Origin of the sequence: Arthrobacter sp. zg.Y820 (assembly GCF_030125555.1) — a bacterium.
Classification (GTDB): domain Bacteria; phylum Actinomycetota; class Actinomycetes; order Actinomycetales; family Micrococcaceae; genus Arthrobacter_B.
On sequence record NZ_JASKLX010000006.1, the window covers coordinates 271,034 to 284,281 of the forward strand.

The 13,248-nt window shown below is 65.0% G+C and carries 14 protein-coding genes; 4 read left to right on the forward strand and 10 right to left on the reverse strand.

Annotated features, from left to right (window positions below; all coding sequences use genetic code 11):
* Positions 1 to 125 precede the first annotated feature (125 nt).
* On the forward strand, positions 126 to 686 hold the full coding sequence (locus tag QNN99_RS06475; RefSeq protein ID WP_229965617.1) for a hypothetical protein: 561 nt from the start codon (positions 126 to 128) through the stop codon (positions 684 to 686).
* A 120-nt stretch (positions 687 to 806) separates the two neighbouring features.
* Here QNN99_RS06475 and qcrB read toward each other — a convergent pair whose 3' ends face one another.
* The 4 genes from qcrB to ctaE form a co-directional block, all read right to left on the reverse strand.
* Entirely contained in the window at positions 807 to 2,492 is a 1,686-nt protein-coding gene (gene qcrB / locus QNN99_RS06480) for a cytochrome bc1 complex cytochrome b subunit (protein WP_229965618.1), read from the reverse strand.
* A gap of 2 nt (positions 2,493 to 2,494) precedes the next feature.
* Entirely contained in the window at positions 2,495 to 3,526 is a 1,032-nt protein-coding gene (qcrA, locus tag QNN99_RS06485) for a cytochrome bc1 complex Rieske iron-sulfur subunit (RefSeq protein ID WP_229965619.1), read from the reverse strand.
* A gap of 86 nt (positions 3,527 to 3,612) precedes the next feature.
* Positions 3,613 to 4,404 (reverse strand): cytochrome bc1 complex diheme cytochrome c subunit, encoded by a 792-nt coding sequence (qcrC, locus tag QNN99_RS06490; RefSeq protein WP_229965620.1) that lies wholly within the window; start codon positions 4,402 to 4,404, stop codon positions 3,613 to 3,615.
* A gap of 80 nt (positions 4,405 to 4,484) precedes the next feature.
* On the reverse strand, positions 4,485 to 5,123 hold the full coding sequence (ctaE, locus tag QNN99_RS06495) for an aa3-type cytochrome oxidase subunit III (protein WP_229965621.1): 639 nt from the start codon (positions 5,121 to 5,123) through the stop codon (positions 4,485 to 4,487).
* 159 nt (positions 5,124 to 5,282) lie between these two features.
* On the opposite strand from ctaE, the gene trpD reads away from it, so the two are divergent.
* Positions 5,283 to 6,329 (forward strand): anthranilate phosphoribosyltransferase, encoded by a 1,047-nt coding sequence (trpD, locus tag QNN99_RS06500; RefSeq protein WP_229965622.1) that lies wholly within the window; start codon positions 5,283 to 5,285, stop codon positions 6,327 to 6,329.
* A 224-nt stretch (positions 6,330 to 6,553) separates the two neighbouring features.
* Here the strand turns inward: trpD and QNN99_RS06505 are convergent, their stop codons facing one another.
* The 3 genes from QNN99_RS06505 to QNN99_RS06515 are packed head-to-tail and all read right to left on the reverse strand — an operon-like array spanning position 6,554 to position 7,937.
* Positions 6,554 to 6,835, reverse strand: coding sequence for an Lrp/AsnC family transcriptional regulator (locus QNN99_RS06505; protein WP_229965623.1), 282 nt, complete (start codon positions 6,833 to 6,835; stop codon positions 6,554 to 6,556).
* Positions 6,836 to 6,873: 38 nt separating this feature from the next.
* A complete protein-coding gene (locus tag QNN99_RS06510) occupies positions 6,874 to 7,335 on the reverse strand; it encodes a DUF3054 domain-containing protein (protein ID WP_229965624.1) in 462 nt (153 codons plus the stop codon).
* Positions 7,332 to 7,937 (reverse strand): TetR/AcrR family transcriptional regulator, encoded by a 606-nt coding sequence (locus QNN99_RS06515; RefSeq protein WP_229965625.1) that lies wholly within the window; start codon positions 7,935 to 7,937, stop codon positions 7,332 to 7,334. The genes QNN99_RS06510 and QNN99_RS06515 overlap by 4 nt, the downstream gene beginning before the upstream one ends.
* 250 nt (positions 7,938 to 8,187) lie before the next feature.
* Between QNN99_RS06515 and QNN99_RS06520 the strand changes: the two genes are divergently transcribed.
* A complete protein-coding gene (locus QNN99_RS06520; RefSeq protein WP_229965626.1) occupies positions 8,188 to 9,285 on the forward strand; it encodes a lysylphosphatidylglycerol synthase transmembrane domain-containing protein in 1,098 nt (365 codons plus the stop codon).
* 70 nt (positions 9,286 to 9,355) lie between these two features.
* Here QNN99_RS06520 and QNN99_RS06525 read toward each other — a convergent pair whose 3' ends face one another.
* From QNN99_RS06525 to QNN99_RS06535, 3 genes are all read right to left on the reverse strand, one after another.
* The gene (locus QNN99_RS06525; protein ID WP_229965627.1) at positions 9,356 to 10,168 is read right to left on the reverse strand and encodes an SDR family oxidoreductase; all 813 of its coding nucleotides are present in this window, start codon (positions 10,166 to 10,168) and stop codon (positions 9,356 to 9,358) included.
* 164 nt (positions 10,169 to 10,332) lie between these two features.
* The gene (locus QNN99_RS06530) at positions 10,333 to 10,683 is read right to left on the reverse strand and encodes a UBP-type zinc finger domain-containing protein (RefSeq protein WP_229965628.1); all 351 of its coding nucleotides are present in this window, start codon (positions 10,681 to 10,683) and stop codon (positions 10,333 to 10,335) included.
* 168 nt (positions 10,684 to 10,851) lie between these two features.
* Positions 10,852 to 11,862: a LacI family DNA-binding transcriptional regulator gene (locus tag QNN99_RS06535; protein WP_229965789.1), complete on the reverse strand. Its 1,011-nt coding sequence runs from the start codon at positions 11,860 to 11,862 to the stop codon at positions 10,852 to 10,854.
* A gap of 217 nt (positions 11,863 to 12,079) precedes the next feature.
* Here QNN99_RS06535 and rhaI point away from each other — a divergent pair, with 217 nt between their 5' ends.
* Positions 12,080 to 13,246: an L-rhamnose isomerase gene (gene rhaI, locus QNN99_RS06540; RefSeq protein ID WP_229965629.1), complete on the forward strand. Its 1,167-nt coding sequence runs from the start codon at positions 12,080 to 12,082 to the stop codon at positions 13,244 to 13,246.
* Positions 13,247 to 13,248 lie beyond the last annotated feature (2 nt).

The window sequence follows — 13,248 nt, forward strand, 5'->3', positions numbered from 1 at the left end:
AGAGGCTCGTGCGGCACTGTTCAGCTCAGCGCTGTCCAGCAGGCACCCACAAGACAGCACTCACAAGACCAACAGCGTGGATAGACACCACCCACAGCACCATCAGCCAGGGAGGCTACCGAAAAATGAGCATCACCGTGATGTACCACCGGGACGACAAGGGGGTCCTGCACTTCCGCGAGGCGATGTATGAGGCCGAGTCGCAGGAATTCATGATCAGCCAGGGCCCCGTGGGCTACATGGGAACCAGCAGCGCGGTTGCCTCAATCGATGAAGCCGCGGCGGAGAAAAAGTTCGCTGCTTTCGCCGCCAAGTCAGCCGAGCTGGGATATGCGGAGCTGCCGCCGGAGGAGCAGTACTGGGTGGTGGCCCAGTACGCCCTGAAGTCTGCCGAGGGCACGGAGCGTGACCGCTACCTGGAGTACAAGGCACGCACCGCCCTCACCTCTTACTTCTCCTGGCGCGGCCTGGGGACCGTCGAGGAGAGCGAATTCGCACCCGGCAAGCTGAACATCTTCTGCCTGGTGCCCGACGTTCCCAAGGCCGTGAAGGGCATGCTCGTTGTCCTGCGCGAGGCCAATCTGGACTTCACGAAGCTGGGCATCGGGTCGGCGCCGTACGCGGAGCCGGGCAACTGGAAGCGGCGGCATCCGCTTCCGGCCAAGAAGCCGTTCGTCCTGGACTAGGACGCCGTAAGCCACAAGCCGATGCCGCACATCACTGTGGTGGATAAACCAAAGGGAGCCGGTCAGCAAATGCTGACCGGCTCCCTTTGGTTTATCCGTCAAACTGTCCCGAGCGGAGGACTACCGGTTCGTGATCGAAGCCTGGTCTTCCGTATCCGCTTCAACTTCAGCGGGGGACTCGTGGTGATGCGCTGCTTCAAGTTCCCGCGGAGTAACCGGGGCAACCCGATCCTCGAAGAAGAACCGTGAAAGCCTGCCGCGCAGTTTCTCCTTGCCGGAGACCTTGCCGCGGGCGTCCGGCTGGGCCGGAGTCACCTCGGGGGAGGTGAAGTCCACCAGCTTGTAGCGCTTGAACTCGTCAACGGGCTCATGAACCTCGATGTACTCACCGTGCGGGAGACGGACAATGCGTCCGCTTTCCACGCCGTGGAGCACGATCTCGCGGTCCTTGCGCTGCAGCGCAAGGCAGATCCGGCGGGCGACGGCGAAGCCGATCAGCGGGCCGAAGATGACCAGGAAGCGCAGCCAGTACGTGACATCGTTCAGCGAGACCATGAAGTGCGTGGCGATGAGGTCGGAGCTGGCAGCGGCCCACATGGTGCAGTAGAAGATAACGCCGGCAACGCCGACGCCGGTGCGGAACGGGGCGTTCCGCGGGCGGTCCAGCAGGTTGTGGACCTTCGTGTCCTTGGTCAGCCAGGCTTCAATCCAGGGCCAGGCGAACAGCAGGGTGAAGACGATTCCGGCCGGAACCAGCGCCGGGAACAGCACGTTCAGGGAGAGCGTGTTGGTGCCCCACGGGAACGGAATATTCCATTCCATCGGGATGTTGCCGATCCAGCCCGGCATCAGGCGCAGGGCGCCGTCAACCCAGCCGATGTACCAGTCAGGCTGGGTACCGGCGGACACGGGGGAGGGGTCGTACGGGCCGTAGTTCCAGATCGGGTTGATCGTGAACAAACCGGCAATGATGGCAATGATGCCGAAGACGATGAAGAAGAATCCACCGGCCTTTGCCGCATAAACCGGTCCAACCGGGTAACCGACAACGTTGTTGTTCGTGCGGCCGGGGCCGCGGAACTGCGTGTGCTTGTGCACAACCACCATGAAGAGGTGAACGGCGATCATCAGCAGGATGAGGGCGGGCACCAGCAGGATGTGCAGCATGTACAGGCGGCCGATGATGTCGGTGCCCGGGAATTCTCCGCCGAACAGGAAGAAGCTGAGGTACGTGCCAACCACCGGAATGGCCTTCATGACGCCGTCGATGATCCGCAGGCCGTTGCCGGAGAGCAGGTCATCGGGAAGCGAGTAACCGGTGAAACCGGCTGCCAGGGAGAGGATGAGCAGCACGCCGCCCACCACCCAGTTCAGCTCGCGGGGCTTGCGGAACGCACCGGTGAAGAAGACGCGAAGCATGTGCACGGCAACTGCAGCGACAAACAGCAGCGCTGACCAGTGGTGCACCTGGCGCATGAAGAGACCGCCGCGGATATCAAAGGAGATATTCAGCGAGGACTCGTAGGCCACTGACATTTCCACGCCCTTGAGCGGGACGTAGCTGCCGTTGTAATGCGTTTCTGCCATCGACGGGTCGAAGAAGAACGTCAGGAAGGTTCCCGACAGCAGCAGGATGACGAAGCAGTACAGGGCAACTTCGCCGAACATGAACGTCCAGTGGTCGGGAAAGACCTTGCGGCCGAATTCCTTGACCATGGCAGAGCCGCCGACGCGGGAATCGACGAAGTTGGTGACGCGGCCCAGACGGGTCTTGGGCTCGTAGGGAGTAGCAGAGGGAACACTCATGGTTAGCCACGCTCCCAGTAGCTCGGTCCAACAGGTTCATGGAAATCGCTGGTCGCGATCAGGTAGCCATCGCTGTCAACGGCGATGGGCAGCTGCGGAAGCGGGTGGACAGCCGGTCCGAAGATGACCTTGCATTCCTGCGTCAGGTCAAAGGTGGACTGGTGGCACGGGCAGAGCAGGTGGTGGGTGTGCTGTTCGTACAGCGCAACCGGGCAACCCACGTGGGTGCAGATCTTGGAGTAGGCGACGATGCCGTCGACGTTCCAGTCTTCGCGTCCGGGGGAGGGGTTGAGTGAGCTCGGATCCAGGCGCATCAGCAGGACGACGGCCTTGGCCTTCTCCTCCAGCTTGTGCTCGGACTCGTTCAGGCCCTCGGGAATGACGTGGAAGGCAGAGCCCAGCGTCACATCCGATGCCTTGATCCGGGTTCCGCTGGGATCGCGGGTCAGGTGCACGCCGTCGGCCCACATGGTGTGGCGCAGGGTGTTGCCGGGAAGCGGACCAAGGTCGCGGAACACGGCGATCGCCGGAAGGGGTGCAAGAACCATGGCACCCAGCAGGGTGTTGCGGATCAGCGGGCGGCGCTTGATGCCCGTCTCTTCGACGATGTCGCCCAGCATCTTTTCGGCGACTGCCCGGTCTTCCTCGGGACGGATTTCATGCCGTTCCTCGATGACTTCGTGGTCCGGCATGAGCGTCTTGGCCCAGTGGACAATGCCGACGCCGATGCCCAGCATCGCGAAGGCAGTTCCCAGCCCCAGGAGCAGGTTCTGCACCCTGAGGTCCGCAATGGTGTGGCCGCCTTCAAGCTTGATGCCGAAGTAGCCGACAAAAAACACGAGCGTACCGATGATGGATATGACGAACAGTGCCGCCACCTGCCGCTCGGCACGCTTTTCAGCGCGGGGATTCGTATCAGCCAGGCGAGGGCGGTGCGGAGGAAGTCCCGGATTCCGGAACTTCTCTTCGTCGCCCTGGCCAGCCGTAGCGACGGTGCCCGAGGTGTTCGGACTGCCGTGACTATGGTCGCCCATGATCCCCCTCATCCTTCTCTTGAAACTGCATTTATAGACCTATGTGTAACTGTGATGTCACCCCGAGAGGTGAGCGCGGGTGATGTCTAGGAAGACCGGGCGGTCAACCAAATGGTGAAAGCAATGACGAGGCCAAGCCCGGCCGTCCAGATGAACAGGCCTTCCGAGACGGGGCCCAGGGCGCCGAGTTCGGCGCCGCCCGGGGAGCCGTTGGCTTCGATGTTCTTGAGGAAAGCGATGATGCTCTGCTTGTCCTCAGGGGAAATGTTGGCGTCGTTGAAGACGGGCATGTTCTGCGGGCCCGTGACCATGGCCTCGTAGATGTGCTTCTCGGAGACGCCGTCCAGGGACGGGGCAAACTTGCCCTCGGTCAGGGCGCCGCCGGCGCCGGCAGCGTTGTGGCACATGGCGCAGTTGACGCGGAAGAGCTCGCCGCCTTCGGCTGCATCGCCGGCTGCGGCGTCCGTGTACTCGGCGTCCGGAACAGTGGGGCCGGCCCCGAGGCTGGCGACGTAGGCAGCAAGCTGGCTCGTCTGTTCCTCGGTGAACTGAACGGGCTTCTGCTGGGCCTGAGGACCGTGCATGGCCATCGGCATGCGGCCGGTGCCGACCTGGAAGTCGACGGACGCGGCGCCGACACCTACGAGGGACGGTCCGTTTTCGGAGCCCGATGCCTCCATGCCGTGGCAGGTGGCGCAGTTGGCGATGAAGAGCTTCTCGCCCTGGTTTTCGTCATCAGCCGTGTAGGCGGTGCTTGCAGCCTGGGCCTCGTTGGCGCCGCTTACGGCTGCGTAGAGCCCACCCGTAACGAGGAGTCCCAGCAGCAGCAGCGCAACTGCTGCTAGGGGATGACGTCGCCTTTGCGATAGTGCCTTCACTTGGTGGTTCCTAACTTGTGTGGTCTTTGGTGTGCTGGTGCCACTGTGGATTTCTTAAGGGTTGCCGGCTCAAGCAGTTGTTACTTGAGGAAGTAGATGATGACGAACAGGGCAATCCAGACTACGTCCACGAAGTGCCAGTAGTAAGACGTCACGATCGCAGAGGTGGCTTCGAAGTGGCCGAATCGCTTTGCTGCGTAGGCGCGTCCAATGATGAACAGGAACGCGATCAGACCACCGGTGACGTGAAGGCCATGGAAGCCGGTCGTCAGGTAGAACGCCGAACCGTAGGAGTTCGAGGAAAGCGAGACTCCTTCAGTCACGAGCATTGCGTACTCGTAGGCCTGGACGGACACGAACACCGCGCCCATGACGAAGGTGAGGAGGAACCACTCGACCATGCCCCAACGGGAGACTTGGAACAGTCCTCCGGTGCGGCGCGGCTGGAGGCGTTCTGCGGCGAAGACGCCGAACTGGCAGGTAACGGAACTAAGAACGAGGATCACCGTGTTGGCAAACGCAAACGGAACGTTGAGCTTCTCCGTCTCCATGGCCCACAGATCGCTCGAGGTCGAGCGAAGCGTGAAGTACATGGCAAAAAGGGCGGCGAAAAACATCAGTTCGCTGGCCAGCCACACTACGGTTCCTACGGAAACCATGTTGGGGCGGTTCAGCGTGGGGTGAGCCGGGGTACTGGGGGCATGGGTCGCTGTTGTCACATAGACATTATGGACGTAAAACTGCCCAGTTCTCCAACAGATAAAGACGTACGGCGAGTCTAAATAGTGCCGAAACCCCGCCGATCCCAGTAACGGCGCGGAAGTGGCTCCCCAGAAACAAATCAGTATTTTCTACGATTCGTAGATAACCTTGGGGATGTGACTACGAATCCGAGCTCCGAACACACCTGGCCGCTGCTGCTCAACGCCCTGATTTCGCGGCAGGACCTGCCCGCGGACCAGACCCGCTGGGCAATGAACGCGATCATGGCGGGGGAAGCCTCGGACGCCCAGGTGGCGGGCTTCCTGGTGGCCTTGCGGGCCAAGGGGGAAACCGTGGAGGAGCTGACCGGCCTGGTGGAGGCCATGCTGGAAAATGCCCGGCCGATCGAGATACCCGGTGAGACATTGGACATCGTCGGCACCGGAGGAGACCGCCACAACACCGTCAACATTTCCACCATGGCTGCCCTCGTCTGCGCGGGGGCCGGTGCCAAGGTCGTCAAACACGGCAACCGGGCGTCGTCGTCGTCGTCGGGGTCCGCGGATGTCATCGAGGCGCTGGGCGTGCGGCTGGACCTGAGCGTGGACCGCGTCGCCGAAGCGGCGCTCACCGCGGGCATCACCTTCTGCTTTGCCCAGGTGTTCCATCCGTCCATGCGCTACGCCGCCGTGCCGCGCCGGGAAATGGGAGTCCCCACTGCGTTCAACTTCATGGGGCCGCTGACCAACCCCGCGCGACCGGCCGCTTCGGCCATCGGCGTGGCTGATGCCCGGCTGGCCCCGCTGATCGCCGGTGTCCTGGCCTCGCGCGGCGTGCGCGCATTGGTGTTCCGCGGGGAAGACGGACTCGACGAGATGACCACCACCGGCGTGTCCACCGTCTGGGAGGTCCGTGACGGGGCCGTGGAGACGTCAAAGGTGGACCCTCTGGACCTCGGGATACCCCGGGCGACGCTGGACGATCTGAGGGGCGGAGACGCCACCGTCAACGCCGCAGTGGTTCGCAGTGTCCTGGCCGGCGACAAGGGGCCGGTGCGCGATGCAGTTGTCCTCAACGCGGCGGCTGCCCTTGTGGCCCTGGACACCGACGCCGCCGGCAGCCTGACAAAACGCCTGGCCTCTGGAATCCGGCGTGCCGAGGCTGCCATCGACGGCGGCCATGCGCAGGCCGCGCTGGGGCGCTGGGTCGAAATAACGAGCTGATCAGGCCCCGGAGCAGGCAAAAAGAACGAAAAATGAGGCCGTTTCCCGCACCCGGGACGGCCTCATTTTTGTCTTCCACAGCAGGAATTTTCACCTGGCGACGCCAACCTGGCCCAGCACGGCCGGATCCAAAAAACGTTATCCAAATGTGTCCGGCACGGTGCGGATATTGGAATATTTACGGGTCGAAAACTGCCGGTTTCAGCCCGCGGAATCCGCTGGTTTCAGCTGTCGAACCCCAGGGAAAACGCGGCGTCGAGGTCGTGCTGGGAATAGGCGCGGAACGCGATCTGCGTGGTGGTTCCGATCACGCCCTCCACCTTCGACAGCCGGTTGGCAATGGCATCGGCCAAATCTTCATGGCGGCGCACCCGGGCGATCGCAATGAGGTCCCACTCGCCGGTCACCGAGTAGACCTCGCTGATGCCTTCGATCTCAGAGATCTCTTCGGCACATTCGGGGATGCGCGCTGAGTCGGTCTGGATGAGTACAAAAGCGGTGATCATGGGAAGCCCTTTCGTGGTGCTGCCGTGTGGCGGAGGCGTTATGCCCTGCCTTCGAGCCTATCTGAAGCGCCGCCCGAAGCGCTGGTGGCGCTGCTGCCGGCACCCGGGGATCGGCCGCGGAGCACCAGGGCCGCCGCAGCGCGGGGGAGCAGCAGGAAAGCACCGAGGACGCACAGGGTCACCACTGCGAAGCTCGGGGCAACGCCGCCGCCGGCCAGGGCGCGGATTCCCAGTCCGGCAACTACGGTGAGCAGCCACAGGGCCACCCCGGAAGGCCAGAGGGCAGCAGGGGAGTGCCGCCGCCCCAGGAGTGCCCAGCCGGCCAGGCAGGCGGCCAGGAAGGGGGAGGCGGTGACGAGGATGCCGGCCGGGTCCAACCCGTGCTCATGCGTGTCCCGGCCGAGGGCGGCAAACAGGACGATGAGGACGACATCGAGGGCCAGGAGCAGGTAAAGGCTGCGTCCGGCGCGGCCAGGGGTGCTGCGGAAAGTGTTGTTCACGGCTGCTGCTCTCCGGGAGCGCTGCGGCGGTGCTCCCGTACGTAGGGTTCCAATAGTTCGGTGACGCGTGCCGTGACGGCCTCCTGCGTCCTGTCGCCATCGAGCAGCTTGGTCGCGGTATGGACAATCCCGTTGATGAGTTCGGCAGTGGCGGCCGGATCCGGGGAGCCCAGCTCCTGGAGTGTGCTGACCAAGGGATCCAGCAGCTTTGAGTGCATCATGGCACTCTGCGTGTTGAGTTCCTCACTGGGCGCGACGGCCGTGAGGGCGTTTCCCACGGCGTGCTCGCCCTCGGCCACCAGGGCGATGTTCGTCAGCACGTAGGCAAGGATCCGGTCGGCCGGTTCGGGCTCGGCACGCATGGCCTCCTCGACCCGCTGAGCCCACCGCGGAAAGACGTCCAGGACCAGGGCGTGGAGCAGGTCCTGGCGTGACTTGTAATACTGATAGGCGCTTGGGCGGGCGAGGCCGGCCAGCGCGGCCACGTCGGCCATGCTGGGGGCCTCGCCCGTCTGGGCGAGCAGGGTGCGTGCCGCATCCAGAAGCGCCCGTTGCTGGGCCGCGCGGTGTGCTGCGACCGTGGGGGCGGTGATGCGGGGCACAAGCCCTCCTGTTTGCTGCGGTTACGGGTTGATGAGCCGTCCGTCGACCATCTCCACTACCCGGTGGCAATGGCGCAGGCCGTCGTGATCGTGCGTCACCATAACTGTAGCAACGCCCCGCTCCGCGGTTCCCCGCGCCGGCGGGGTGCAACTTTGCATCTGCTTCGGCTTGGCATCTGCTTCAGCGCTGCCCCGCTGATCAGCCTTCCTTGCTCTAGCCTGAACCCCGGGCGTCTGCTGTCCTTGATTGATGACCCGGCACCACCTGAGTGCGGATTGGCGCCGCGTGCGAAGCAGCCGCCTGCTTCGCTGGATGGCGGCGATCCTGGCCGTGGTGCTGGTGGTTGAGTACGTTGTCCTGCCGCAGCTGGTGGGGTCGGACAACGTCGTCGCGGCACTGCGGCGGCTTCCGCCGGTTCTTGTGCTGTTTGCACTGCTGCTTGAGGCGGCGTCTCTGGCCAGCTACAGCCTGTTGACGCGGGCGGTGCTGCTTGGGGACGACAGTCCAGGGTTTTTCACCCTGTTCCGGATCGACTTGTGTGACTTGGCAGTGAACCATACTGTTCCCGGCGGGGGCGCGACGGCGGCAGCGGTCAGGTTCCGCCTGCTGACGCGCTGCGGTGTGCAAGCGGACAACGCGCTCAGCGCCGCCACGATACAAGTGCTCGGAAGCAACTTGGTGCTGGCCGGGCTGTTTGCGGCCGGCCTGCTTTTCGGCCGGGACGGCAGCGCCGGCGGCCGGTCGCTTGCCACGGCCGGAGCGGTCGTGCTGGTTCTGCTCGCACTCGCCTTGGTGGCCCTGGCGCTGCTTGAACGGCACTTGGAGGGTGCCGTTCGGGCAGCACGGGGAATTGCGCGCACCGTCCGGCTGATCCATCCGGAGTCAGCCGAGCAGTTTGTCCGGACGATTGCAGCGGAAGTGCATATGTTCCGCGGGAATCCCCGGCGGCCGGCTGCGGCAGCGCTGCTGGCGGCGTTGCGGTACGTTCTGGATGCCGCTGCCCTCTGGGTCTTTCTGGCCGCGTTCGGGCATGTCCTGCAGCCGGGCGAGCTGCTCCTGGCGTATTCGCTGGCTAAATTGGTGGCCCTCGTGCCGCTGACGCCGGGTGGCCTCGGCCTGGTCGAGGGGGTGCTGGTGCCGATGCTCGTGGGATTTGGGGTACCGGACCATGTGGCGGTGCTGGGCGTGCTGTCCTGGCGGGTGGTGCAGTTCTGGTTGCCGATTCCGGTGGGGGGCTTGGCCTATTTTTCGCTGCGGCTGGGGATTATGCGGCAGGAAGTCCGGCATCCGGAAACGCGAACGGCGGCCCGGGAACCTCGGTTCCGGAGCCGCCGTCGTGCTGGTTAGCCGGCAGTGCTGGTTGGCCGGCGGAGGTGCTGCTTAGCCGGCCGAGATGCTGCTTGGCCGGAGGTGCTGCTTAGCCGGCCGAGATGCTCTGGCCGGCCCCGCCCCAGATGTCGTCGCCGCGCAGGGTGGCGTCGGCGCCGCCGTCGGTGTAGATGGTCTGGCCGGTGGTGTGCGTGTTTTCCTCGCTCGTCAGCCAGGCCAGCAGCCGGGCAATGACAACGGGCTCGGAGTGGCCGTTCAGCGGCATGGGCACCGAGGAGTCCACCATCTGGCGGCCTTCCGGTGTGGACAGCAGGTCCTTGGTCATGGCGGAGAGGACGGTGCCGGGAGCGACGGCGTTCAGCGGGATGCCGGCGCCTGCCCACTGCTCGGTCACGGCGGCGCGGCGCACCCAGCGGCTGAGGGCGCGCTTGGAGGACGGGTAGTTGAGGTATCCGACGCGCGGACCCTGCTCGGCCAGTGCGGCGCCGATTTCCAGGGCGCGGGCTTCATCCCCGGCCAGCAGGGCCTCCACCAGCTCGGGGGAGTTCTGCTGCAGGGAAGCCATGGAGCTGACCACGGCGGCGCGCGGAGCGTCGCTCTTGGCCAGCACCGGTGCCAGCAGCTCGAGGAATTCCGTGACGCCGAAGAAGTTCACTGCGACGGTGATGGGCGCGGGCGCGGAGATGCCTGCGCAGGCGATCACGGCATCGACGCGGCCGTCGGCCAGCTCGAGTGCCTTGTCGGCGGCTGCGCGCCGGCCCTCCGGAGTGCTCAGGTCCGCTTCGACCTCAGCGCCGCGCAGGTCAACGCCAACCACTGTGTAACCGCGTTCGCGCAGCAGCTCGGCAGTAGCGGCGCCGATTCCCGATCCTGATCCAGTAACGATATATGTACGAGTCATAGCTCCAGCTTACGCTGTAAACATGGGAGTGTGCGGATCTTTGTGAGCTGCATGACGGCGCGTCGGCGCGTCCGGGCTCTGTGGGTTTGGGGTCCGGGGCCTGGGGGTCTGGGGTCTGGGGTTTCGGGTCTGGTTGTCGGGATCTTGGAATCCCGGGACGTGCGTCACCGGGCCAGCTTGGAGACCCAGTCCGGCGGAACCAGGCCCGCGGGACCGGGGACGCTCTGGCTCGGCGGATGGGATTCCGGCGGCGCCAGGACCGGGCCTTCGAAGGCCGAACTGGTCCGGTAGTCCCAGAACCAGTCTTCGCCCGGCTCAAAGCTCCGGATTACCGGATGGCCGGTCGAGGCTTCGTGCGCCGTGGCATGCCGGTTCGGGGATGAGTCGCAGCAGCCGATGTGACCGCACTCGGCGCAGCGGCGCAAATGGAACCACCAGCTTCCCTCCGCCGTGCACTCCACGCAGCCCGGCCCCGAAGGCGGAACGGAAACGTTGATGCCTGATGAGTCGTGCATGGACTTCGCCTCTCTGCTCGCCCGGATCGCACCGGTCCTTCCACGGTAGCCAGCGGGAAGCGCCGGTAACACCCGGCGGGCGGTTAAGAAGCAGCGGTCAAGAAGCAGCGGTTATGGAAGAGCCGTTAAGAAGCAGCGGTGAGGTGGCAGCACCGGGAAGGTGCCGGGCTAGGTCCGGGTGCTCTGCCTGGCCACGAGTTCGGGCGTAAAACGCACCTGGCGGGGCGGAGCCGGAGAGTCCCCCAGCTGTTCCTGCAGGAGTGCGACGGCGGTCCGCCCGATCTCCTCGGCCGGCTGGCGGATCGAGGAGAGGGGAACCACGGTGGACTGGGCGAAATCGATGTCGTCGTAGCCGATGAGTGCCACGTCCTGCGGCACGCGCAGCCCGTTGATCAGCAGCAGGGACTGCAGCACGCCCACCGCCAGGAGGTCGTTGGCGCAGAAGATGGCCTCCGGCAGTTGATCCCTGCCCCGCTCCACCAGCTCCTGGCCGACGGCCCGTCCGGCGAGGACTGTCATGTCAGCGGCCTCCAGTACCTCAAGGGTGGCTCCCGGAACCTTGATGACGGCGCTGCGGGCGCCGGCCAATCGGTCGGCGACCTGCCGGATGCCGGGGGAGCCGCCCACGAAGGCCAGTCGCCGTCGTCCGGTCTCGAGCAGGTGCTCCGCGGCCATGGTTCCTCCGGCGGTGTCGTCCACCGAGACGGAACTGTGGACCGACGGATCGCCTTCACGGTCCACCAGGACGGCAGCAACGCCGCGGTCCCGCAGGGAGCCGAGGCGGCTGCTGATGTCTCCGGCGGGCGAGATCAGCACACCCTGGACCCGCTGCTCCTCGAACAGGGTGACGTAGCGTGCTTCGCGCGCCGGATCATTGCCGCTGTTGCCGAGGATGATGTCTGCGCCGTGGCGGGTGGCCTCGTTTTCGGCCGCACGGGCGACGGCGGCAAAAAACGGGTTGGAGGAGTCAAGCACGATCAGGCCGATGGTGCGGCTCTGGCCGGCCCGCAGCTGGCGGGCCGCGTCGTTGCGGACAAAACCCAGTGCGTTGACGGCGTCCATCACCCGTTCGAGGGTGGGCGCAGACACCCGGTCCGGATGGTTCAGGACGTTCGATACGGTTCCCACGGCCACGCCGGCACGCGCCGCCACCTCTTTTATGCTCGCTGCCATAGTGATCCCCTGATTTCGTGCCGCCTCTGTCTTGACAGCCTATCGCGGAAACCCTATGTTTGAATCGTATTAATGAAACGATTCAAAGCCTCGCGGGCCGCGCCGTTCGTTCAGCTCCCAGCGTCCGCCGCTGTTCCGCATCTTTCGGTTCAGCAGCGGCCAGGGCGTGACGGCGTCCGCAGGAATCGCTTTCCACCTTCCCGCCCAGCTTGGAGTACAGCCAATGACGTCACTGACCGACATCCTTCCCGCCCTGGAGGGCCTGGGAATCGAGGTTCCCTCATGGGCCTACGGAAATTCCGGCACCCGTTTCAAGGTTTTCGCGACCCCCGGCACGCCGCGCACCATCCGGGAGAAGATCGCCGATGCAGCCAAGGTCAACGAACTGACCGGGTTGGCCCCCGCCGTCGCCCTGCACATTCCCTGGGACAAGGTTGACGACTACGCGGAGCTGGGCGCCTACGCCAAGGAACACAACATCGCCCTGGGAACGGTGAACTCCAACACGTTCCAGGACGACGAGTACAAGTTCGGCAGCCTCACGCACAGCAACCCCGCAGTGCGGCAGAAGGCCATTGACCACATGTATGACTGCATCGACGTCATGCACCAGACCGGCTCACGGGACCTGAAGATCTGGCTCGCGGACGGCACCAACTACCCCGGGCAGGGCAACATGCGCTCGCGGCAGGACTGGCTGGGGGAATCACTGCGGAAGGTCTACGACCGCCTCGGCGACGACCAGCGTTTGGTCCTCGAGTACAAGTTCTTCGAGCCGGCTTTCTACCACACCGACGTTCCCGACTGGGGCACGTCCTACGCGCACACCCTGGCCCTGGGCGAGAAGGCCCTGGTCTGCCTCGACACCGGCCACCACGCGCCGGGCACCAACATTGAATTCATCGTGGCCCAGCTGCTGCGACTGGGCAAGCTCGGCTCGTTCGACTTCAACTCCCGCTTCTACGCTGACGATGACCTGATTGTCGGCTCGGCCGACCCGTTCCAGCTCTTCCGGATCCTCTTCGAAGTGGTCCGCGGCGGCGGCTTCGGCCCGGACAGCGGCGTCTCCCTGATGCTGGACCAGTGCCACAACCTCGAAGAGAAGATCCCCGGCCAGATCCGTTCCGTGCTCAATGTGCAGGAAATGATGGCCCGGGCCCTGCTGGTCGATTCCGACGCACTGGATGCGGCACAGACCGCCGGTGACGTGCTCGGCGCCAATGCCGTCTTCATGGACGCTTTCTACACCGATGTCCGTCCGGGCCTGGCGCAGTGGCGCGAGTCCCGCGGACTGCCTGCGGATCCGATGGCCGCCTACGCGGCCAGCGGCTACCAGGACAAGATCAACACCGAACGCCAGGGCGGCCAGCAGGCCGGATGGGGAGCCTAAGA

What these genes read in the sequence shown, in the direction of transcription:
- QNN99_RS06520 (WP_229965626.1), top strand. Translation starts at nt 8,188, where the DNA reads ATGACCCGGCACCACCTGAGTGCGGATTGGCGCCGCGTGCGAAGCAGC.
- QNN99_RS06505 (WP_229965623.1), bottom strand. Translation starts at nt 6,835, where the DNA reads ATGATCACCGCTTTTGTACTCATCCAGACCGACTCAGCGCGCATCCCC.
- qcrB (WP_229965618.1), bottom strand. Translation starts at nt 2,492, where the DNA reads ATGAGTGTTCCCTCTGCTACTCCCTACGAGCCCAAGACCCGTCTGGGC.
- rhaI (WP_229965629.1), top strand. Translation starts at nt 12,080, where the DNA reads ATGACGTCACTGACCGACATCCTTCCCGCCCTGGAGGGCCTGGGAATC.
- QNN99_RS06525 (WP_229965627.1), bottom strand. Translation starts at nt 10,168, where the DNA reads ATGACTCGTACATATATCGTTACTGGATCAGGATCGGGAATCGGCGCC.
- qcrA (WP_229965619.1), bottom strand. Translation starts at nt 3,526, where the DNA reads ATGGGCGACCATAGTCACGGCAGTCCGAACACCTCGGGCACCGTCGCT.
- QNN99_RS06530 (WP_229965628.1), bottom strand. Translation starts at nt 10,683, where the DNA reads ATGCACGACTCATCAGGCATCAACGTTTCCGTTCCGCCTTCGGGGCCG.
- QNN99_RS06475 (WP_229965617.1), top strand. Translation starts at nt 126, where the DNA reads ATGAGCATCACCGTGATGTACCACCGGGACGACAAGGGGGTCCTGCAC.